The 20,300-nt window shown below is 72.3% G+C and carries 17 protein-coding genes and 1 pseudogene; 11 read left to right on the top strand and 7 right to left on the bottom strand.

All coding sequences use genetic code 11. The annotated features are described in order from the left end of the window. Positions 1-91 precede the first annotated feature (91 nt). On the top strand, positions 92-1,396 hold the full coding sequence (locus tag ACQPZX_RS11025) for a serine hydrolase domain-containing protein (RefSeq protein WP_433378078.1): 1,305 nt from the start codon (positions 92-94) through the stop codon (positions 1,394-1,396). Here the strand turns inward: ACQPZX_RS11025 and ACQPZX_RS11020 are convergent. After that, positions 1,381-2,409, bottom strand: coding sequence for an FAD-dependent monooxygenase (locus tag ACQPZX_RS11020; protein WP_433378075.1), 1,029 nt, complete (start codon positions 2,407-2,409; stop codon positions 1,381-1,383). The two genes, ACQPZX_RS11025 and ACQPZX_RS11020, sit on opposite strands and share 16 nt — an antisense overlap. 63 nt (positions 2,410-2,472) lie before the next feature. Here ACQPZX_RS11020 and ACQPZX_RS11015 point away from each other — a divergent pair, with 63 nt between their 5' ends. The 3 genes from ACQPZX_RS11015 to ACQPZX_RS11005 are packed head-to-tail and all read left to right on the top strand — an operon-like array spanning position 2,473 to position 5,115. Further along, the gene (locus ACQPZX_RS11015) at positions 2,473-3,897 is read left to right on the top strand and encodes a glycosyltransferase family 39 protein (protein ID WP_433378072.1); all 1,425 of its coding nucleotides are present in this window, start codon (positions 2,473-2,475) and stop codon (positions 3,895-3,897) included. Position 3,898: 1 nt separating this feature from the next. After that, entirely contained in the window at positions 3,899-4,249 is a 351-nt protein-coding gene (locus ACQPZX_RS11010; RefSeq protein ID WP_433378069.1) for a VOC family protein, read from the top strand. Then, positions 4,246-5,115: a thioredoxin gene (locus ACQPZX_RS11005; RefSeq protein WP_433378066.1), complete on the top strand. Its 870-nt coding sequence runs from the start codon at positions 4,246-4,248 to the stop codon at positions 5,113-5,115. Before ACQPZX_RS11010 ends, ACQPZX_RS11005 begins: the two co-directional genes overlap by 4 nt. Positions 5,116-5,178: 63 nt before the next feature. Here the strand turns inward: ACQPZX_RS11005 and ACQPZX_RS11000 are convergent. Next, positions 5,179-5,907: pseudogene (locus ACQPZX_RS11000) on the bottom strand (EamA family transporter); the annotation flags it as partial. 58 nt (positions 5,908-5,965) lie between these two features. On the opposite strand from ACQPZX_RS11000, the gene ACQPZX_RS10995 reads away from it, so the two are divergent. Next, the gene (locus ACQPZX_RS10995; RefSeq protein WP_433378063.1) at positions 5,966-7,411 is read left to right on the top strand and encodes a PLP-dependent aminotransferase family protein; all 1,446 of its coding nucleotides are present in this window, start codon (positions 5,966-5,968) and stop codon (positions 7,409-7,411) included. On the opposite strand, the gene ACQPZX_RS10990 is transcribed toward ACQPZX_RS10995, so the two are convergent. Then, entirely contained in the window at positions 7,395-8,195 is an 801-nt protein-coding gene (locus tag ACQPZX_RS10990) for a DUF3097 domain-containing protein (protein WP_433378060.1), read from the bottom strand. The two genes, ACQPZX_RS10995 and ACQPZX_RS10990, sit on opposite strands and share 17 nt — an antisense overlap. 89 nt (positions 8,196-8,284) lie before the next feature. On the opposite strand from ACQPZX_RS10990, the gene ACQPZX_RS10985 reads away from it, so the two are divergent. Next, positions 8,285-9,067 carry a hypothetical protein gene (locus tag ACQPZX_RS10985; RefSeq protein WP_433378057.1) on the top strand — a complete coding sequence of 261 codons (783 nt, stop codon included), beginning with the start codon at positions 8,285-8,287 and terminating at the stop codon, positions 9,065-9,067. Continuing rightward, positions 9,060-9,554: an NUDIX domain-containing protein gene (locus ACQPZX_RS10980; protein ID WP_433378054.1), complete on the top strand. Its 495-nt coding sequence runs from the start codon at positions 9,060-9,062 to the stop codon at positions 9,552-9,554. Before ACQPZX_RS10985 ends, ACQPZX_RS10980 begins: the two co-directional genes overlap by 8 nt. Here ACQPZX_RS10980 and ACQPZX_RS10975 read toward each other — a convergent pair. Beyond that, on the bottom strand, positions 9,529-9,825 hold the full coding sequence (locus tag ACQPZX_RS10975; RefSeq protein ID WP_433378051.1) for a DUF1905 domain-containing protein: 297 nt from the start codon (positions 9,823-9,825) through the stop codon (positions 9,529-9,531). The genes ACQPZX_RS10980 and ACQPZX_RS10975 overlap by 26 nt on opposite strands. Before the next feature lie 73 nt (positions 9,826-9,898). Here ACQPZX_RS10975 and ACQPZX_RS10970 point away from each other — a divergent pair, with 73 nt between their 5' ends. Both ACQPZX_RS10970 and ACQPZX_RS10965 read left to right on the top strand, forming a co-directional pair. Then, a complete protein-coding gene (locus ACQPZX_RS10970) occupies positions 9,899-11,539 on the top strand; it encodes a PQQ-dependent sugar dehydrogenase (protein WP_433378048.1) in 1,641 nt (546 codons plus the stop codon). After that, a complete protein-coding gene (locus ACQPZX_RS10965; protein ID WP_433378045.1) occupies positions 11,536-12,711 on the top strand; it encodes an MFS transporter in 1,176 nt (391 codons plus the stop codon). Before ACQPZX_RS10970 ends, ACQPZX_RS10965 begins: the two co-directional genes overlap by 4 nt. A 532-nt stretch (positions 12,712-13,243) precedes the next feature. Here the strand turns inward: ACQPZX_RS10965 and ACQPZX_RS10960 are convergent. Continuing rightward, positions 13,244-13,645 carry an NUDIX hydrolase gene (locus ACQPZX_RS10960; protein WP_433378042.1) on the bottom strand — a complete coding sequence of 134 codons (402 nt, stop codon included), beginning with the start codon at positions 13,643-13,645 and terminating at the stop codon, positions 13,244-13,246. A gap of 29 nt (positions 13,646-13,674) precedes the next feature. Between ACQPZX_RS10960 and ACQPZX_RS10955 the strand changes: the two genes are divergently transcribed. Together ACQPZX_RS10955 and ACQPZX_RS10950 are read left to right on the top strand one after the other, a co-directional pair. Next, complete coding sequence (locus tag ACQPZX_RS10955; RefSeq protein ID WP_433378039.1) at positions 13,675-17,640, top strand: trypsin-like peptidase domain-containing protein; 3,966 nt, start codon at positions 13,675-13,677, stop codon at positions 17,638-17,640. Continuing rightward, the gene (locus ACQPZX_RS10950) at positions 17,637-18,707 is read left to right on the top strand and encodes an FxsB family cyclophane-forming radical SAM/SPASM peptide maturase (RefSeq protein WP_433378036.1); all 1,071 of its coding nucleotides are present in this window, start codon (positions 17,637-17,639) and stop codon (positions 18,705-18,707) included. The genes ACQPZX_RS10955 and ACQPZX_RS10950 overlap by 4 nt, the downstream gene beginning before the upstream one ends. On the opposite strand, the gene ACQPZX_RS10945 is transcribed toward ACQPZX_RS10950, so the two are convergent. Together ACQPZX_RS10945 and ACQPZX_RS10940 are read right to left on the bottom strand one after the other, a co-directional pair. After that, the gene (locus ACQPZX_RS10945) at positions 18,691-19,317 is read right to left on the bottom strand and encodes a L,D-transpeptidase (RefSeq protein ID WP_433378033.1); all 627 of its coding nucleotides are present in this window, start codon (positions 19,315-19,317) and stop codon (positions 18,691-18,693) included. The two genes, ACQPZX_RS10950 and ACQPZX_RS10945, sit on opposite strands and share 17 nt — an antisense overlap. Before the next feature lie 244 nt (positions 19,318-19,561). Continuing rightward, on the bottom strand, positions 19,562-20,281 hold the full coding sequence (locus ACQPZX_RS10940) for a helix-turn-helix transcriptional regulator (protein ID WP_433378030.1): 720 nt from the start codon (positions 20,279-20,281) through the stop codon (positions 19,562-19,564). Positions 20,282-20,300 lie beyond the last annotated feature (19 nt).

The raw sequence follows: 20,300 nt of genomic DNA, 5'->3' as shown, positions 1-20,300 counted from the left end.
CGTGACACGCTCGCGCACGCTCCGCGATGCCGCATCTCCGTCGCGTGCCGAGCAGTTAATCAGAACAGTCATCATGTCGAGAGGGTCTACCGTGTCGCTGCTGCCGGAGACGGCCCGCCGGGTCGACGAGATCGCCGCCCGGGCGCAGGCCGACGGGCGTACGCCGTCGCTGGCGCTCGCCATCGTGCGCGACCGCGCCGTGCTGCACTTCGCGGGGGTCGGCGCGCACCCGGTGCCGGACGCGAAGACGCAGTACCGCATCGGGTCGATCACCAAGACGCTGACCGCCACGATGGTCATGCAGATGCGCGACGAGGGCTTCTTCGCCCTCGACGACCTGCTCTACCGCCATCTGCCGGGCACGCCGATCGGCGGGGTGACGCTGCGCCAGCTGCTCGGGCACGTCTCGGGCCTGCAGCGTGAACCGGATGGCCCGTGGTGGGAGCGCAACACCGGCGGCGACGTCGACAAGCTCCTGGCGGATCTCGGGTACGACAAGCTGTCCGGCCCGCCGTTCCGGCGCTACCGCTACTCGAACCTGGCGTACGGCCTGCTCGGCGCGGTGCTGCAGCGGGTCACCGGGGAGTCGTGGGCGAACCTGGTCGGCAAGCGGGTGCTCGATCCGCTCGGGATGAAGCGCACGACGTACTCGCCGATGGAGCCGTTCGCCCGGGGTTATGTCGTGCACGCCCTCGACGGCAGCCTGCACGAGGAGCCGCGCTTCGACTCGGGCGCGATGGCACCCGCCGGCCAGCTCTGGTCGACGGTCACCGACATGGCGAAGTGGGCCGCGTTCCTGACCGACCCGGCGCCGACCGTCCTCCCCCGCGAGACCGTCGACGAGATGTGCGCGCCCGTCGTGATCAGCGACCTCGAGTCGTGGACCGGCGGTTACGGCCTCGGCCTGCAGCTGTTCCGCTCGGGCGAGCGCGTCTTCGTCGGCCACGGCGGCTCGATGCCGGGCTACATCGCCCAGCTGACCGTGCATCGCCGTACGCGGCTGGGCGTGATCGCGTTCGCCAATTCCTATGGGCTGACAAACACCCATATCCGAGATGTGGCCCTTACGGCGTTAAATGCGGCTTTGGACGGCGAGCCGGAGACGCCGCAGCCGTGGCAGCCGACCGCGCAGCCGACCGGCGAGGCCGCCGAGCTGACCGGCCGCTGGTGGTGGATGGGCCGCGAGTACGAGATCAGCGCGGCCGGCGACGCGGCGGAGATGACCGGCCCGAACCATTGGTCCCGGTTCAGCCGCGAGGCCCCCGACCGCTGGCGAGGCACGGCCGGCGAGAACGAGGGCGAGGTGCTGCAAGTCCTCCGGGACGCCGACGGCAAGGCGGCGAAGCTCGACATCGCCAGCTTCGTCTTCAGCCGGAACCCCTACGACCTCGCCTGACCACCGCTCATCCGCGCGCTCGCCGCGACCATCTCCTCGGTCCGCGGCCGCCGCACCGCCTCGTAGGCGGCGAACGCCTCCGCCGGCTCGGCATGCGCGGCCAGCGCCGATGCGAGCTCGACCGCGTCCTCGAGCGCCATCGACGCCCCCTGCGCCGCCGCCGGCGAGGCCGCGTGGGCCGCGTCCCCCACCAGCACCATCCGCTCGCCGTGCCACCGCGGCGTGCTCGGAATGTCGTAGGAGTTCCCGCCGACGACCTCCTCGTCCCGGGTCGCCCTGATGATCGCCGCGGCCGGCGTCGCGTCGTCCCCCGCGGCCGCGAGCGCCATCTCGCGCCAATCCGTGGCCGCCGGCTGCGCTTCGCCGCGAATCCGCGTGAACCACCACGTCCGCCCGTCCCCCGGCACCGTGAACCCGAAGAACGCCCGGCTCCCGAACACCATCCGGTAGGCCTCCGGCTCGCCGTCACCCGGGTTTCCGTCGGCGTAGCCGTAGACGACCCGCTCGCCCGTGTACCGGGGCGCCGGCCCGTCCGGGTCGATCAGCCGCCGGGTGACCGAGTGCACCCCGTCGGCCCCCACCAGCACATCGCCCGACGCCCGCTCACCGTCGGCGAACCGCACCTCGACGCCGCCGTCCACGGCCGCGTCCACCAGGCGCTTGCCGTGCACGACCGGAACTCCCCGCTCGCGCGCCACCTCCTGCAGGGCCCGGTAGAGCGCGGCCCGGGTCAGCGTCCGCGCGATCCCCTCGATCGGCCGGTTGCCCAGCTGCCGGCCGCCCGCGTCCTCGACGCTGACCGCCGTCGCCGGGTAGGACGCCTCGATCACCGCACGCGCGGCCCCGATCGTCTCGAGCGCTGCCATCCCGTTGGCCATCACGGTCAGGAACGCCCCCGCGTCGTCCCCGCCGGCGGCATGCGCCTCGTAGACCACCGCGTCGATCCCGGCCCGCCGCAGCGCCAGCGCCGTAGCCGTCCCGCCGACCCCGCCGCCCGCGATCAGAACCTTCATGCCCCCCAGCAGACCACGCGAACGCCCTACCATGTGCCCATGCCGCCACCGTCACCCAGCACAGTGGATAGATCCCGACTGGTCTGGCCGATCGCCGCCGCGGTGACCGCGCTGCTGGTCGGGACGGCCGGCGGCTACGACTACCACCGCGACGAGCTGTACTTCCGGATGCTCGGGCAGCACCCGCAGTGGGGATACGTCGACGAGCCGCCGTTCACGCCGCTGCTGGGCCGGCTCGCCATCGAGATCTTCGGCGACAACGTGTGGGCCATGCGCATCCCGGCGGCGATCCTGCTCGGGCTGTCGGCGCTGGTGGCGGCGGCCATCGCCCGCGAGGTCGGCGGCCGGGCGGTCGCACAGGGGCTCGCCGCGGCGGGCGCGCTGGGCGCGGTGCCGCTCTCCGCCGCGCACGTCGCGTCGACCGCGAACGCCGATCTGCTGGTCTGGCTCGGGGTCATCTACTTCGTGGTGCGCGCGCTGCTGCGCGAGTCGGGGCCGGCGTGGTTGTGGGCGGGGCTGGTCACCGGGCTCGGGCTCTACAACAAGCTGCTGGTCGTGTTGCTGCTGCTGTGCCTGGGAGTGTCGCTGCTGCTGGTGGGGCCGCGGAAGGTCCTGTTGTCGCCGTGGCTGTGGGCGGGCGTGGGAGTGGCGCTGGTGGTCGGGCTGCCCAACCTGATCTACCAGGTGGTCAACGACTTCCCGCAGTCGAAGATGGCGCAGGCCCTGTCCGAGAACAAGGGACAGGAGTCGCGAGCCCAGCTGCTGCCGCTTCAGTTCGCGCTGCTCGCGGTGCCACCGATCTGGATCGCCGGCATCGTCACCCTGGTCCGCGATCCGCGGCTGCGACGGATTCGCGCGCTGGCCGTCGCGTACCCGATCATGCTCTTGCTGGTCTTTGTGATCGCCGGCCAGCCCTACTACACGATGGGGCTGCTCTACGGGCTCTACGCGATCGGCGTCGTGCCGACCGAGCGCTGGGTGCGCGGCCATCGCGTGCGGCAGGTGGTGCTCGGGGCCGCGGTCGTGCTGCTCACCGCCTTCGGCGTGGTGACGGCGCTGCCGCTGGTGCCGGCCAGGACCTTCGCCGGGCTCAACGGAACGATCGCCGATCAGGTCGGCTGGAAGGAGTACGTGCGGCAGGTCGCCGACGTCTACGCCACGCTCCCGGCCGAGGACAAGCAGCGGGCGGTGCTGTTCACCGGCAACTATGGCGAGGCGGGCGCGCTCGACCGCTACGGCCAGGGGCTGCCGCAGGTCTACAGCGGACAGAACGAGCTGCACCACTACGGCCCGCCGCCCGACGACAAGACCGTGGCGCTCGTCGTCTTCCAGGCTCCGCCCACCCTGCTCGGCGGAAACTGCGAGGCCCGCGCCGCCCTGCACAACAGCGAGGGCGTCGACAACGAGGAGCTCGAGGCCAAGGTGTACGTGTGCCGCCTGGCCGAGCCGTGGAGCACGTTGTGGCCGCGGTTGCAGCACTATGACTGACATGACCTTCGCCAGCGTCGCGCCGATCCTGCCCGTACGCGATCTCGACGCCGCCATCGACCGCTACCGCCGCCTGGGTTTCGCCGTCCGCGCCTACGCCGGCCCGCAGCGATACGCCTTCGCCGACCGGGACAACGTCTCCCTGCACCTGGCCGAGGACGATCACGGCCACGGACACTCGCACACGTCGGTCTACCTCTACGTCTCGGACGCCGACGCGGTGCGCCGCGAGTGGGCCGGCGTCGAGGGCCATCTCTCCGAGGTGGAGGACACGCCGTGGAAGATGCGCGAGTTCGCGTACGCCGACCCGGACGGCATCGTGTTCCGAGTCGGCCACCACTTGGCGCCATGAATCTGGACGGCGCGACCGCGTGGATCGGTGAACCGCCGCAGACCGACGGCCGCGTCGTGCTGGTCAACTTCTGGACGCTCACCTGCATCAACTGGATCCGGCAGGCGCCCTGGGTCCGGGCCTGGCGGCACGCCTACCGCGACGACGGGCTGGTCGTGGTCGGCGTGCACACGCCCGAGTTCTCGTTCGAGCACGATCCCGCGCTGGTCCGGCACGCCCTGGCCGAGCGACGCATCGACTACCCCGTCGCCATCGACAATGGCGCCGCGATCTGGACAGCTTTCGACAACCAGTTCTGGCCCGCCCTCTACTTCGCCGACCGCGACGGCGTGATCCGCGACTTCCAGATCGGCGAGGGATCGTACGAGGAGTCCGAGCGCGCCCTGCAGCGGCTGCTCGGGATCGGCCGCCCCCTGACGACCACCGTCGAAGGGCACGGGGTCGAGGCGGCGGCCGACTGGGAGCATCTGCGCACGCCCGAGATCTATCTGGGCGGCGGCGCCGATCCGGGCGGCCGCGCCTACCTGCATTTCAACCAATGGGGTACGGCCGGCGAATGGCGGCCCGATCCCGAGAAGATCGTGCTCGCCGGGCCGGAGGGCAGCATCGCCTGCCATTTCCACGCCCGGGACGTGCACCTCGTGGTCTCACCGGGCGCCGGCGGACCCGTTGCCTTCCAGGTTTTCCTCGACGGGGAGGCGCCCGGCCGACATCGCGGGACCGACATCGACGAGGACGGCCGCGGCACGCTCCGGGACGGGCGGCTGCACCACCTGATCCGGCAGCGCGGGCCGGTCCGCGAGCTCACCGTCGAGGTCGCCTTCCTGGGCGCCGGCGTCGAGGCGTACGCGTTCACGTTTGGATAGCCCGAGCGCCACCCCGGCCGCCACGACCGCGACGCCCAGCCAAACGAGCAATGAGGGCAGCGGCCCGCCGAGCGCCACCCCGGTCGCCGCGGCCGAGATCGGCGCGACCCCGGTGAGCAGTCCCGCGCGGGCCGCGCCGACCCGCTGGACGCAGGCGTACCAGAGCACGAACGCCAGCGCGGTCACCCCGACCGCGAGATAGGCGCCGGCCAGCAGGTCCGCGGTGTTCAGCCGCAGCACCGCGCCCGGGCCCTCCCAGATCACGCCGGTCACCGCGAACACGATCGCCGCCATCCAGGTCGAGTGCACCGAGACGCCCAGCGGCCCGTGGCGCTTCAGCACCGGCACCGCGAGCAGCGTGAAGCCGGCCTCGCAGGCGAACGTCACCACCGCCCACAGCAGCCCGATCCCGTCGGCCCGCCCGAACCCCTGCACCAGGGCCGCCCCGGCAGTCACCACCGCCGCCGCGAGGACCAGGCGGGCCGCGGGCGCGTGCCCCTCGAGCAGCGGGCCGAGCACCGCGAGCAGCACCGGCACGCAGGCCACCGCGACGCCGAGGACGGCAGGCTCGGCGTGCCCGGCGCCGAAGACCAGGGCCAGGTTGAAGACGAACATGCCGGTCACCACGACGCCGGCGAGCCAGAGCCATTCGGCGCCGCGCGGGCGGACCAGGCGGCGGGCGACCAGCGTGAGCAGCAGCGAGGCCACGGCGTAGCGCAGCGCCTGGACGGTGAGCACGGGAGTGTCGGCGAGCACGCCGGAGACAGCGACGCTGCCGCCGACGAAGACCATGCCGGCGGCGCCGGCCAGGAGCGGTAAGGCTTTCACGCCACGTATGCTTCCGGCGGGTATGGTCCGGTTGAAGGGCCAATCCGGGTGCTCAAAAGGAGGACCAATTTCCGACTTCCTCCAGCTGCGTGCCGACGACGCGCCGGCCAAAGGGCTCACCGCTTGGCTCACCGCAGGCCTTCGGGACGCCATTGCCGCGCGCCGGCTCGCCTCGGGCACCCGCCTGCCGGCCACGCGGGTGCTCGCGGCCGATCTCAAGATCTCGCGCGGAGTGGTGGTCGAGGCTTATCAGCGCCTGATCGACGAGGGCTTGGCCACGGGTCGCACTGGCTCCGGCACCGTCATTTCCGGCATTTCCGATAAATCGGGTATCTCATCGGATCGCCGGACCGCTTTGAGCCGCCTCCAGCTTCCGCTCCCGCCCACCGAAGGCATCGACCTCTCGCCCGGTGTGCCCGATCTGTCGGCGTTCCCCCGCGCGCAATGGCTGCGGGCCGAGAAGGCCGTCCTCGACGAGATCACCAGCGAGGACCTCGGCTACGGCGACCCCGGCGGCACCCCCAAGCTGCGCGAGGAGCTGATCGGCTGGCTGCGGCGCACCCGAGGGGTCCGGGCCGAGGCCGACGACATCATCGTGGTGAGCGGCGTGGCGCAGGCCCTGGCGCTGCTGGCGCGGACACTGCGGGCGAGCGGCGTGACCGCCGCCGCCGTCGAGGATCCCGGATCGCGCGGGGCCCGGGATCAAATGACCCATTGGGGCGTACGGCCGGAGCCCGTCCCCGTCGACGAGGAGGGCATCCAAGTCGACCGGATCACCCAGGAAGTGGCCGTCCTGACCCCGGCGCACCAGTTCCCGACCGGGGTCGTGCTGAGCCCCGCCCGCCGCCGCGCCCTGCTCGAGTGGGGCGGCCTGATCGTCGAGGACGACTACGACGCCGAGCACCGCTACGACCGGGCGCCCGTCGCGGCCCTGCAAGGTTCGGCGCCCGAGCGCGTCGCGTACGCCGGCAGTGTCTCCAAATCCCTCGCGCCCGGCATGCGCCTCGGCTGGATGATCGCCCCCCGCCGGCTGCAGCCGGCCCTGCTCGAGGCGAAGCACGACACCGACCTGGGCAACCCCGCGCTCCCCCAGCTCGTGCTGGCCCGCCTGCTCGCGACCGGCGACTACGAACGGCACCTGCGGATGGTCCGCGCCCGTCAGCGCCGCCGCCGGGACGCCCTGCTCGCGGGGCTGCGCCAGCACCTGCCGCAGGCGCGGGTAACCGGGGTCGCGGCCGGCCTGCATCTGCTGATCCTGCTGCCACCGGGCACGTCCGATGTCGCCGTCGCCGAGCGAGCGGCTGCCAACGGCGTACGGGTGCAACCGCTCTCTTGGCACCGCATGGAACCCGGACCGCCGGGCCTTGTTCTCGGCTATGCGGCGAATCCGCCGGATCGGCTCGCCGAGGCCGCGCAGCGCCTCGGCTCTACGTGGGAGCAGCGCCTCGGCTCTACGTGGGAACCGTGACGAAATCGATCAGCCGCTCCATCGAGTTGATCAGCGGCGTCTCGACGTCCTTGTAGCTGCTCACCTCGCGCAGGATGCGGCGCCACATGTCGGCCGGCTCGCGCACGCCGAACGCCTCGCAAACGCCCTCCTTCCAGTTGCGCCCCGGCGGGATGACCGGCCATTTCTTGATGCCGACCCGTTCGGGGCGCACCGCCTGCCAGATGTCGACGTAAGGGTGACCCGTGATCAACACGTTCGGGTCCTTGACCGCGGCGACGATCCGGCTCTCCTTGGAGCCCGGAACGAGGTGATCGACCAGCACGCCGAGGCGGCGGTCTCGACTCGGCCGGAAGGCCTGCACCGCGGCATGAAGATCGTCGATGCCGTCCAGCGGCTCCACCACCACGCCCTCGATCCGCAGGTCGTCGCCCCAGATCCGCTCGACCAGCGCGGCGTCGTGGATGCCCTCGACCCAGATCCGGCTGGCCTTGGCGACCTGCGCCTTCACGCCATCGACCGCGATCGAGCCGGAGGCGGTGATCCTGCGCTGGTTTCTTGCTTCGACAACCGGGCGCCTCAGGGTGACCGGCTCACCGTCCAGCAGGAACGCCGCCGGCGTCAGCGGGAAGTTGCGCCGCTTGCCGAACCTGTCCTCCAGCACCACCGCGCCGAGCTCGAAACCCACGACCGCGCCGCAGAACCCGGAGTCGGCGTCCTCCACCACCAGATCGGGCTCGGCGTCCACCTCGGGGACCACCTTCTGGCGGCGCCGCTGACCCTTGAGCACGTCCTCCCCATACATGCAAGGCACCGTAACCCGTGCGTTGGGACACGCCCTTTCTGACGCTCCGGCCGAGACAACCTTCCCGATGGGCACGTACCCTTGCTCGCATGTCCCCCGCTGCAGATGCGGCCACCCGCACCGCGCGGCGCTCGACCCGGTTCGTGGCCTGGGTACGCGCCTGGCGCGCGGGCTTGGTGCCGTTCGACGAGCTGGCCGGTGAGATCGCCGCCGACGAGGAGCACCTCGTCGCCGACGCGCCCGGCACGTGGACCGACGTGCCCCTCCCGCAGGGCCTGCCCGTCTTCGCCAAGGTCCACCCCGACGACATCCGCCTGGTGCTGCCGGCCCCCGGCGACCCCCGCGGCCTGCCCGGCCCCGGCGAGCTGACCGGCGCCGCCATGCTGGTCGGCGAGGCCGTGATGACTCCGGGCTTCGGCATCGTCCCCGAGGTCCGGCGGCACACGTCCGGCTCGGGCGTCGAGTTCGAGACCGTGCTCTGGCGGTTCTTCCCGGTGGCCGACTACAAGCCGGTCTTCCAGATGGGCCCGGCCGAGGCCGAGGCCGAGCTGACCGCCGCGCTCGGCGAGGCCACCGCCCAGCTCACCAAGCTCGACGTGGCCCAGTGGAAACCCGAGCTGGCCGGCGCCCTGCAGGCGCTGCGCCGGCCGGAGAGCACGGCCACGCTGCCGCCCGGCTTCGACCCGCGCGCCCGGCGGCTGTTCGCCCGGGCCGGCGTGCTCGACCAGGTGCTCGCGCTCGCCGAGACCAACGCACCCGGCGGCGCGATCAACGGGTACGAGGCGCAGCAGCGCGACGCCGCGCTGCGGCCGCTCATGTCGGCCTGCCGCCAGGCGCTCGTGGCGGCCTGCAACTCGCCGCTGCATGCCTGACAAATTCGCCCACTGCACCTTCTGCGGCGCGCGGTTCACGCCCGGCCAGCGGTGGCCGCGGCGCTGCGCGGCCTGCGGCGAGACCAGCTATCAAAATCCGAAACCGGTCGCGGTCGCGGTCCAGCCCGTCGGCACGGGCCTCCTGGTGGTACGCCGGGGCATCCCGCCCGCCCGTGACCGGCTGGCCCTGCCCGGCGGTTACATCGACGTGGGTGAGACGTGGCAGTCGGCCGCCGCCCGGGAGCTGTTCGAGGAGGTCGGCATCAAAACCGACCCGGCATCCGTACGCCATTTCGACACGGTCAGCGCGCCCGACGGCACCCTGCTCGTCTTCGCCCTGTTCCCGGATGCCGTCTCCGTCCCGCCCTCGGCGCCGAACGAGGAAACCCTCGGCTGGGAGATCCTCTACAGCCCCACCGAGCTCGGTTTCAGCATCCACACCGCGGTCGCGAACCGCTTCTTCACGCCAGCTCGACCGTCACTCTGACGACGTCGCCCGGCTCGATCGACTGCGCCTTGCGCACGGCCTTCTTGACCGGCAGCACGTAGACGCCCAGCTTGCCGTCCGGGAAGATCGACGTGCGCCACGTGGTCAGCCCCACGGTCGCCTTGACCTTCACCGAGCCGAAGCCGCGCTGCTGCCCGGCGGTCAGTTCCCGAATCGTGTCCGACGCGTCGACCGGCAGGCTCACGAACGTCCAGCTGTCGTCGCGGCGGGCCTCCCAGACCCACAGCTCGGCCTCGAAATCCACCAGCACGCCGTCCAGAATCGCACCTGGTGATCGCGGTTACTAGAGTCCTCTGCTGTCAGGCGACTCGGAGGAGGACCCCATGGCCCGACGCACGCTGCTGATCGCGGCCACGGCGGTGGTCGTCGCGGCCGTCGGTGTGACCGTCGCTTTGGTCGCCGGCCGCACCTCCGGCAGTGTCGCGACCACGCCCAGCGTGCCGGGCAATCCCCGGGTCAGCGACCTCACCTGCAAGACCGTCAACTTCGCCTGGGACGCCGCCACCGACGACAAGAAGGTGGCCTTCTACGACGTCTACCACGACGGGCAGCTGATGAAGTCGGTGACGGCCCTGTCGGCCGGCCTGACCGTCGCGCCCGGGGCGAGCTGGGGCCTCTACGTCAACGCCCGCGACGCCGACGGCAACGTCTCGCAGGCCAGCACCACCGTGCCGATCACGGTGCCGCAGTGCACCGCCGACACCAAGGCGCCCACCGCGCCGACCGGGCTAACCGGCAGCGCCGCGGGCACGTCGGTGACGCTGAGGTGGAAGGCAGCCAAGGACAACATCGGCGTCAAGACCTACGACGTCTACCGGGGCGCCGAGAAGGCCGGCTCGGTCGTCGGCACCACCTTCACCGACAGCGGCCTCAAACCCAACACCGCTTTCTCGTACGAGGTGGTCGCCGTCGACGCCCAGGGCAACGCCTCCCCGCGCAGCCGGGCCGCGACGTTCACCACCGGCGCCGCCTGCACCAACGCCGTCTGCGAGGTCACCCCGGTCACCACCGAGACCGACCTGCCGTGGGGCCTGACCACCCTGCCCGACGGCAGCATCCTGTACGCCCGCCGCGACGCCCACGACCTGATCAAGCTCAACCCCGCGACCGGCGCGAAGACGAACGTCGGCGCCGTGCCGAACGTGCAGAGCACCGACGGCGAGGGCGGCCTCACCGGCCTGGCCATCGCGCCCACCTTCGCCGCCGACCACTGGCTCTACCTGATGCACACCTCGCCAACCGACAACCGGATCGTCCGGATCCAGCTGGCCGGCGACAAGCTCCGGCCCGAAACCGAGCAGGTCCTGGTCACCGGCATCCTGCGCAACAAGTTCCACGACGGCGGCCGGCTGCGCTTCGGCCCCGACGGCAAGCTGTACGCCGCCACCGGCGACGCCCAGAACGGTGACAACGCCCAGAACAAGAAGAACCTCAACGGCAAGGTGCTGCGGCTCAACCCCGACGGCTCGGTCCCCGCCGACAACCCGTTCGGCAACTACGTCTGGAGCTACGGCCACCGCAACCCGCAGGGCCTCGCCTTCGACTCCCAGGGCCGGCTGTGGGAGCAGGAGTTCGGCAACGCCATCATGGACGAGACCAACCTGATCACCCGGGGCGGCAACTACGGCTGGCCCAAGTGCGAGGGCACCAGCGGCGACTGCGGGCGCTACATCGCGCCCAAGGCCACCTACCCCACCGCCTCCGGTTCCTGCTCCGGCGTCGCCATCGTCCGCGACGTCGTCTACCTCGCCTGCCAGCGCGGCGCCCGGATGTACCGCGCCCCCATCACCGGCGACGGGCTGGGCCCGGCGCAGCAGTACTTCACCGGCACCTACGGCCGCCTGCGCACCATCGAGCCCGCCCCCGACGGCGGCCTCTGGCTGACCACCACGACGGCCGGCGACAAGGACAGCACCCCGAACAACAGCAACGAGAAGATCCTCCACGTGGCGCTGGGCGGGTGAGCCTCCTCCGGCATCCCGCGCTCCGCCGGATCCTCCCCGGCCTGCTGGTCTCCGCCCTCGGAGACGGCATGAGCCTGGTCGCCGTGGCCTGGCTGGCCGTCTCGATCGCCCCGCCCGCCGGCGCCGGCGTCTGGGTGGGCCTGTCGGTGGCCGCCTACGCCCTCCCCGCGACCCTCGGCGCGGCCCTCCTGGCCCGTCCGATGCGCTCGTTGCGTGCCTCTCGCCTGGTGGCGGCCGACGCGTGGCTGCGCGCGCTCACCCTGGGCGCGGCGGCGTTTCTCGCGGTGATCGGTGGTCTTTCCCCCATCACGTACGTCGTATTGCTCGCCCTTTCCTCGTTGCTGCACGCCTGGGGCAACGCCGGCGCCTACACCCTGATCGCCGAGCTGCTCCCGCCCGACCAGCGGTTGGCCGGCAACGCCCTGCTGTCCACGTTCACGCAGGCCGCGATCGTCGTCGGGCCTGCCCTGGCCGGCGTGCTGGCCGCCCTCTTCGGTCCCGGCTGGGTGATCGGGATCGACGCTTTGAGCTTCGCCTTCCTGGCCCTGTCGTGCCGCTGGATCCCGGCCGGCCCACCCCCTCCCCCTCCTACGACCGGTGGCTGGCGCGCGATCGCCGACCGCCCGCAGCTTCTGGGCCTGATCGCTGTGACCGGCGCTTTCTTCTTCCTCTACGGCCCGGTGGAGGTGGCGCTGCCGGTCCACATCGCCCAGGACCTCTCCGGTTCGGCTCGCCTGCTGGGCCTTTACTGGACCGTCTTCGGGGTCGGCGCCACCATCGGGGCCGTCAGCGCTTCGCTCCTGCGCAACCGTCCACCCTGGCTGGTCGTGGTCGGCATCATCATCGGGTGGGGCGCATCCCTGCTGCCCCTGGGCCTGACCGACGCGATCCTGCCCGGGCTGGTCGGCCTCGCGGTGGGCGGCTTGATCTACGGGCCGTTCAACGCGATCGCGACGTCGTTGTTTCAGCTGGCTACGCCGCCCGAGGTCCTGAGCCGGGTCCTGGCCACGCGGGCCGCCTTGACGATCCCCGCCACGTCCCTGGGCACCTTGCTGGGCGGTCCGCTGGTCACGGCGATCGGCGCCCGGCCTACGTTGCTGGCTTCGGCGCTGTTGACGATCGCCCTGGGTGTGGCGGTCGCCTTCGCCGTAGCCATCCGCCGACCCGCCTGAGCGTCCACCTCCCGCCGGCGTTGCGTCGCGCCGTTGCGCTCGTCGGTACTCAGGCTGAGCGAGCCCATGGCCCCGGCCCATGCGTGGTCACGGCAGCGTGCGGCCGCTCCCGGTCACCGGCGCTCACCCCAGGCGAGCCATGGCCGCGGTCCGTGCATGGCCACCGCAGCATGCGGCCCCTCACCGTCACCGGCACTCACCCCAGGCGAGCCATGGCCGCGGTCAGTACGTGGTCACGGCAGGGTGCGGCCCGTTCCGGTCGTCAGTGGCCATCCGCTTCCGGCGCTCCGGCCCGCCGCGGCGTGGCGGATCTTGAAGACTTCGCGTTAGGTCCGGACGGGGATTCATCATCCTTGGTTGGCCTCGTTCAACTGATGACCGATTTACACGGATATTTCCGGTGGAGGCGCGCTCGCCGTCTCGCGAAATGGGCGGGGCGTCCAGTGGGCGGGAGGCGCGGGCAGGATGTGGGAGTTGGTCCCGCGGGTCGGGACGTGGCGCCGCACCTTGGGATCCAGACGGTGCGCGGGGCTCAGATGTGGCCGGCGGTGGCCAGGTTGGCGATCAGCAGTTGGATCGCGGGGGCGCAGCGGGTTGAATCCGCCGGCGTGAACCAGGCGATCTCGCCTATCTCGGCGGCGGGGACCGGTGTGCCCGCGAAGGTGCCGCCCGTGAAGCAGACCAGGTGCACCGACGTGCCGGGTGGACGGTTGTGGGCAGGGGCCACAATCTCCGTGTAGAGGGTGAGATCGGCAGGGTTCAGGACGAGCCCGACCTCCTCGCGCACCTCGCGGGCGGCGGCCTCGGCGTAGGTCTCGCCGGGCTCGGGCTTGCCGCCGGGCAGGTAGAAAGCGTCGGTGTAGTGGGGGCGCACGACCAGGACCCGCCGGTCCCGGACGCAGACCCACGCCGTCGCGATGATCGTGCTCGTCACCGGACGAGCCTAAGTGTCGCGGCTAGCATGTGGACTTTCGGGGAGGGAGGCCAGTGACGGGACCGGTATCGGATCCGTGGACGCTGGCCGTGCACGGCCGGGAGCGGGACGGGGAGCGGGGGTTCGAGCCGTTCGGGACGGCCGTGGCGATCTCGCCTAGGCGGGCGCTGACGTGTGCGCACGTAATCTCTAACAAAAAAGACATTTGGGTTTCGTTTCCGCGGGTGACCAAGCTGTGGAAGGTGCGGCAGCGGGTCGAGCGGGTCGAGTACGACCCGGACGAGCCGGGGATCGCCGATGTCGCCGTGCTGCACTTCGCTGAGGATCTGCCGGCGGCGGTGGAGCCGGCGCGGCTGCGGGCGCCGGAGCCGGAGGCGCTGCTGGGGCTGCGGTGGTGGGCGTTCGGCTTCCCGGCGAGCAGCCTGCCGCACGGCAACGAGGCGCAGGGCGTGGTGGGCGCGCGGCTGGCACATGGCTGGGTGCGGCTGGACACGGACTCGCCGTACCCGGTGGAGCAAGGGTTCAGCGGGGGCGGGCTGTGGGTTCCGGACTACGGCGTGGTGGGCATCGTGGGGCGGGCGCGGATCACCGGCGAGCGGCGTGGTGACGCGCAGGCGCTGACGATCGCGCAGGCCGACGTGTTCCTGCCGGGGGAAAAGCTGCGCGTGCTGGTCGACTGGACCGCGGTGGACGCGGGGCCGGTGGCGATGTCGTCGTGGGGCTGGGAGCTGGCGGCCGATCGGGAGGCGGGCCGGCACTGGGTGCCGCGCGGGCGCGGGGTGACGACCGAGGCGGAGCGCGGCTACCGGTTCCGGGGGCGGACGGCGGCGCTGCGCGAGATCGTGGCCTGGCTGGAAAGAAAAGCCCCGGACCGGCGGGTGCTGGTGGTGACCGGGTCCCCGGGGGTGGGCAAGTCGGCGGTGCTGGGCCGCATCGTGACGACCGCCGACGCGAAGCTGCGGGCGCGGCTGCCGGCCGACGACGTGGCGGTGCGGGCCTCGCTGGGGTCGGTGGCGTGCGCGGTGCACGCCAAGGGCAAGACCGCGCTCGAGGTGGCCAAGGAGATCGCCACCGCGGCGTCGATACCGCTGCCGAATGAGCCCGAGGAGCTCGCGGTCGCCGTGCGCGACCAGTTGAGCTCCGGAAACAAAAGGTTCAACGTCGTGATCGACGCCCTCGACGAGGCGGACACCGCCGACGAGGCCCGGCTGATCCTGAGCAAGGTCGTGCTGCCGCTGGTGCAGACGTGCGCGGACCGGGGCGCGCAGGTGGTGCTCGGGACGCGGCGCAACGACTCGCGCGGCAGTCTGCTGGCGGGGCTGTCCGGCGAGACCAAGATCATCGACCTCGACGAGGGACGCTACTCGGAGCTGGGCGACCTGCAGGCGTACGCGTCGGCGACCCTGCGCCTGATCGGCGACGAGCGCCCCGGAAACCCGTACGAGAACGAAGCGATAGCGAACCCGGTGGCACGTCGCATCGCCGAGCTCGCCGAAGGGAATTTCCTGGTCGCGGGCCTGGAGGCGCGCCGGCGCGGGATGTACGACGCGACCGCGACCGGCCCGGGCAGCGTGACCCTGACGCCCTCGGTCGACGCCGCGCTGGACGCGTTCCTCGCCCGGCTCTCGCCGGTGGGCGGCATGCCGGCCCGTGAGGTGCTGACCGCGCTCGCCTACGCGGAGGCGCCGGGCTGGACCACCGCGCTGTGGAAGGTCGCCGCGGAGGCGCTCGGCGGCCGGATAGCCGAGCCGGCGCTGGACCGCTTCGCCCGCTCAGCCGCCGCGAACTTCCTGGTGGAGACGTCGCAGGAGGGGCACGAGTCGGTGTTCCGCCTGTTCCACCAGGCGCTCAACGACGCCCTGCTGCGCCCCCGCGGCCAGGGCGGCGCCCGCGCCGACGAGCGCGCCCTCGCCGGAGCTTTCCTGGATCTGGGCCGCGAGCACGGCTGGTCCGCGGCGCCGCCCTATCTGCTGCGTTCGCTCGCGGGGCACGCGGGCCGGGCCGGGATGATCGACGACGTGCTCGCCGACGACGACTTCCTGTTGCACGCCGATCTGCTGCGGCTCATTCCGGCCGCGGCCGACGCGACCCGGGAACGGGAGCGGGCGCACCTGCTGCGGCTCACCCCGCAGGCGGTCACGGCGCCGGCGCCGGAGCGGGCCGCGCTGCTCAACGTCGTGCAGGCGCTCCAGTTGCTGCCGCCGACCATCGCCCACCCGGGGATGCCGTACCGGGCGCGCTGGGCGCACACCGCGCCGCGCGTCGAGCACGCCGCGCTGGAGGGGCACACCGACTGGGTCAACAGCGTGTGCGCGGTGAAGGGGCTGCTGGCCTCGGCCGGCGACGACGCGACGATCCGGCTGTGGAACCCGTTGACCGGACACGAGCAGGCGGTGCTGACCGGGCACGCCGGGCCGGTGAACAGCGTCTGTGCGGTGCGCGGCATGCTCGCCTCGGGCGGCAACGACGGCACGGTACGCCTGTGGAACCCGGCCACCGGCCGCCAGCAGAAGCTGCTCCGCGCGCACACCGGCCCGGTCACCGCCGTCTGTGCGGTCAAGGGCCTGCTCGCGTCGGCCGGCGGCAACGTGGTGCGGATCTGGGACCCGGGCACGGGCCACGAGATCGCGGTGCTGACCGGCCACACCGACTGGGTGAAGGCGGTCTGCGCGGTCAAGCTGCGCGGCCGCGAGCTGGTGGTGACCGCGAGCAAGGACCTGACCGTACGGCTGTGGGACCCGGAGACCGGCGCGCAGGAGACGATCCTCGAGGAGGACGCCGCCTGGATGACCACGCTGCGGTCGGTCACCATCGACGGCCGGTCGCTGCTGGCGGCGTCCACGATCGACGGCACCGTGCGGCTGTGGGACCCGGCGACCGGCCAGGAACAGGCGGTGCTGCGGGGGCACACCGGCGCGGTCAACTCCATCTGTTCGATCCGGGAAAAACTGGCAACAGCTTCCAACGACACCACCGTACGGATCTGGGATCCGCACACCGGCCGGCAGGAGGCGATCCTCGAGGGCCACGCCGACTGGGTGAGCAGCGTCTGCGCCGTGGACGGCATGCTCGCCTCGGCCGGCGGCGACCGCACCGTGCGGCTGTGGGACCCGGCGACCGGCCACCGGCACGCGGACGCCGAGGCGCACGGCGAGCACGTGCGGGCGGTCTGCCCGGCCGGCGACGGCCTGCTCGCGTCGGCCGGCGAGGACGGCACCGTGCGGCTGTGGGATCTCGCCGACGGATCCCTGCGGGACCAGCTGCGCGGCCACCACGCCGGCGGGGTCAACGCGATCGGCACGGTCCCGGTGCGCGGGCAGGCCCGGCTCGCCTCGGCCGGCGACGACGGCACCGTCCGGTTGTGGGAGGCGGCGACCGGACGCTCGCTGATCGTGCTGCGCGGCCACACCGACCGGGTGCGCGCGGTCGCGGCGGTCGTGACCAACGGGCGGGTGCTGCTCGCCTCCGGCGGCGACGACCAGACCGTACGGCTGTGGGACCCCGCCACCGGCCACCAGCAGAGCGTCCTCAAGGGCCACAACGGCACGGTCAACGCGGTGAGCGCGATCAACGTGGCCGGCCGGGTGATGATCGCCTCGGGCGGCGACGACCGGACCGTGCGCCTCTGGGACCTCGCCCCCGGCCGCCGCCCGCGCGTGCTCGCCGGCCACGCCGGCCCGGTCACCGCGGTCTGCGCGATCAACGGCCTGCTCGCGACGGCCGGCGACGAGACCGTGCGCCTGTGGAACCCGGAGTCCGGCCTGCTGGAGGCCGTCCTCGAGGGGCACACCGGCCCGGTGACCAGCCTCGCCGCGGTCGACGGCATGCTCGCCTCGGCCGGCGCCGACGGCACGGTCCGCCTCTGGGACACGCGCACCGCCCGCGCCACCACCATCCCCATCCATTTCCCGGTCGGCTCCTGCGCGGCGGTCGGCGGCGGCCTCGCCGTCGGGGTCACGGCCGGCCTTCTGGTGCTGGAGATCGCCGCGGCGTGACGACGTTCAACGAGTTCGTGGTCAAGGTGCACAGCCGGTGCAACCTGGCCTGCGACTACTGCTACGTCTACGAGTCGCCCGATCAGTCGTGGCGCGAGCAGCCCCGGGTGATGACCGAGGAGACGTTCGCGGACGTGTGCCGCCGGATCGCCGCGCATCGCGACGGGCCGGTCAGCCTGATCTTCCACGGCGGGGAGCCGCTGCTGGCGGGCGCGGCCCGGATCGAGCGCTTCGCCGCCCTCGCCCGGGAGATCATCGGGCCGGTGCTGCTGCGCCTGCAGACGAACGGGACGCTGGTCACCGCGGGCTTCGCCGCGGCGTGTGCGAGGCAGGGCATCCGGGTCGCCGTCAGCTTGGACGGTGGTCGCGCCGCCAACGACAAACACCGGGGGCAAAGCTATTCACGCGTACGGAATGGGATAGCTCTTCTGAACGCGGAGCGTGACGTCTTCGCGGGTTTGTTGTGCGTGGTGGACACGTCGAACGACCCGGTGGAGACCTATGCGGCGCTGCTCGCGCACGAACCGCCGAGCGTGGACTTCCTGCTGCCGCACGCGAACTGGGTGACGCCGCCGCCGCGACCCGGAAGCTATGGGGACTGGCTGGTGGCGGTGTTCGAGCGCTGGTACCGCGCGCCGGTGCGGGAGACGCGGGTCCGGCTCTTCGACGACATCGTGACGCTGGTGCTGGGCGGAAGCGTGACCTCGGAGACGGTGGGGCTGGCGCCGGTGCGGGTGGCGGTCTTCGAGACGGACGGGTCGCTGGAGCAGGTGGACGCGCTGAAGACGGCCTATCCGGGGGCGGCCTCGCTGCCGGTCAAGGATCTCGAAGCCGCGCTGCGGGAGCCGGGAGTCGTGGCGCGGCAGATCGGGGTGGCCGCGCTCGCGCCGGAATGCCTGCGGTGCCCGGTGCGGGACGTGTGCGGCGGCGGCAACTACGTGCACCGCTACCATCCGGCGCGCGGCTTCCGGGCGCCCTCGGTCTACTGCGACGACCTGCTGAAACTCGTCACGCACATCACGGCGGCGGTGCGGGCGGACGTGGCGCGCCTCAGTTCAGCACGATGACCGGCGTGCCGGCGCCGATGTGGTCCAGCAAAGTCTGCTGGGCGGCGGCGGGCAGGCGGACGCAGCCGTTGGAGATGCTGCGGCCGAAGGCGGACTTGCGGTACCACGCGTGGATGCCGGTGTGCGCGTCGCGGAGGCCGGGCGCGACGGCGTCCCGGTCGTCGGGGACCGCGCCGAGGACCAGGGCGTCCTTGCCCGCGTAGACGGCGCCGTGAGTGCCGGTCCGGCCGAGCACGAAGGTGCGTCCCAACGGGGTGGGCGTCCGGGTGCTGCCGACCGCGACGGTCCAGCTCCCCCGCCGTACGCCATCGCGCAGCCACGTCAGCTCGTGCGTGCCTCGCCGCACGACCAGTTGGTCGCGCAGAGGCCGCGAATGCCACCCGCTCGCCGGCAGCCAGCCGACGCGCCGGTTGATCGACGGCAGGAGCACGGCCACCCAGCCGGGGCGGCGCTCGACAATCGGCACGGTGATCTCGACGCCGCGGATGCTTGGCGGGAGGAACGCTCGTGGCTTGCCGCCCGGCGCGTCGTAGAGCGGCAGCTTCTTGGGCGCGTGGAGCCCTTCGGTGATCGCGGCTTGCCCTTCGTCGGCCGGAAACCCCTTAGGCACGTGGCGATACGTAATGACCGGCAGCGTTTTGTCCGGTTTTATCGCGACTTTTAATGGCTTTTCCTGCGGCGGCGCTGGCGCTGGCTTCGTTATGGCTGGCGCCGTCGGCTCCGGCGCGGTCGCCCTGCTCAGGCCCGCGATCACGCAGAAGGACAGCACCAGCGCGCACACCGGTGCCGTCCGTCGGGTGCGGACCAGGCTCACCCGCACACCTTAGGCACCGACCGGGTGATTTCGTGGCTTTTCAGCCCTCCCGCATCAGAGCCACCGCCGCCGCCCGGCTGTGCACCTGGAGGCGGTCGAAGGCGTTCTCCAGGTGCTTGCGGACGGTCGAATCGGCCAGGCCCAGCCGGCTGGCGATCTGCCCGTTGGTGTATCCGGCCGCCACCAGCCCCAACAGTTGCCGCTGACGGCCGGTGAGGCCGGCCGTGGAGTCCGGGGTCCCGCGCAGCCGGTGCAGGTGCGGGCGCAGCAGGGTGAGCAGCGCCCGGTCGCGCTCGCCGAAATCAGCTCCGGGGCCGCGGAAGAGGACCAGCCGCACGGTACGCCGGGCCGGGCTGGGCAGGCAGAGCATGATCTCCCGCTCGACGCCGTTGGGGCGCAGGTAGTCGGCGTACATGCCGGTCTTCTTCAGCTCGCGCAGCGTGTAGAAGTCGGAGAACGTGGTCACCCGGCTCAGGTCGCCCGTGTGGTCGGGATAGCTGCACGGCAAGCAAGCCGCGTAATGCTCCCAGAACGCGGTGTCGTCGGACTCGCCGTCCTGCGGGAGGTCCTGCCCCCACGGCCGGGTGCGGCGGTCGCTGTCGAGCTGGAAGAACGCGATCGCGTCGCAGGGGATCAGGGCCTTCAGGCCGTGCAGCACCGACCACGGCTCCGCGCCGGGGCTCGGGGCCGGGTCGTCCGGGTCGGCGACGCGGAGCATGGTGCGCACGTCGCGATCACTGAGCGTCATCCGCTGTGCCACGGCCTCACGGTAGACACTG

This window comes from Actinoplanes sp. CA-142083 (genome assembly GCF_050942195.1).
In the GTDB taxonomy this organism is placed as follows: domain Bacteria; phylum Actinomycetota; class Actinomycetes; order Mycobacteriales; family Micromonosporaceae; genus Actinoplanes.
Note: the sequence above shows the minus strand (reverse complement) of the source record. Positions and strands in the feature narration are given on the sequence as shown.

Coding starts and splice junctions, on each gene's coding strand:
- ACQPZX_RS10970 (WP_433378048.1), top strand. CDS start 9,899: ATGGCCCGACGCACGCTGCTGATCGCGGCCACGGCGGTGGTCGTCGCG.
- ACQPZX_RS11005 (WP_433378066.1), top strand. CDS start 4,246: ATGAATCTGGACGGCGCGACCGCGTGGATCGGTGAACCGCCGCAGACC.
- ACQPZX_RS10980 (WP_433378054.1), top strand. CDS start 9,060: ATGCCTGACAAATTCGCCCACTGCACCTTCTGCGGCGCGCGGTTCACG.
- ACQPZX_RS10985 (WP_433378057.1), top strand. CDS start 8,285: ATGTCCCCCGCTGCAGATGCGGCCACCCGCACCGCGCGGCGCTCGACC.
- ACQPZX_RS10995 (WP_433378063.1), top strand. CDS start 5,966: ATGGTCCGGTTGAAGGGCCAATCCGGGTGCTCAAAAGGAGGACCAATT.
- ACQPZX_RS10990 (WP_433378060.1), bottom strand. CDS start 8,195: ATGTATGGGGAGGACGTGCTCAAGGGTCAGCGGCGCCGCCAGAAGGTG.
- ACQPZX_RS11020 (WP_433378075.1), bottom strand. CDS start 2,409: ATGAAGGTTCTGATCGCGGGCGGCGGGGTCGGCGGGACGGCTACGGCG.
- ACQPZX_RS11010 (WP_433378069.1), top strand. CDS start 3,899: ATGACCTTCGCCAGCGTCGCGCCGATCCTGCCCGTACGCGATCTCGAC.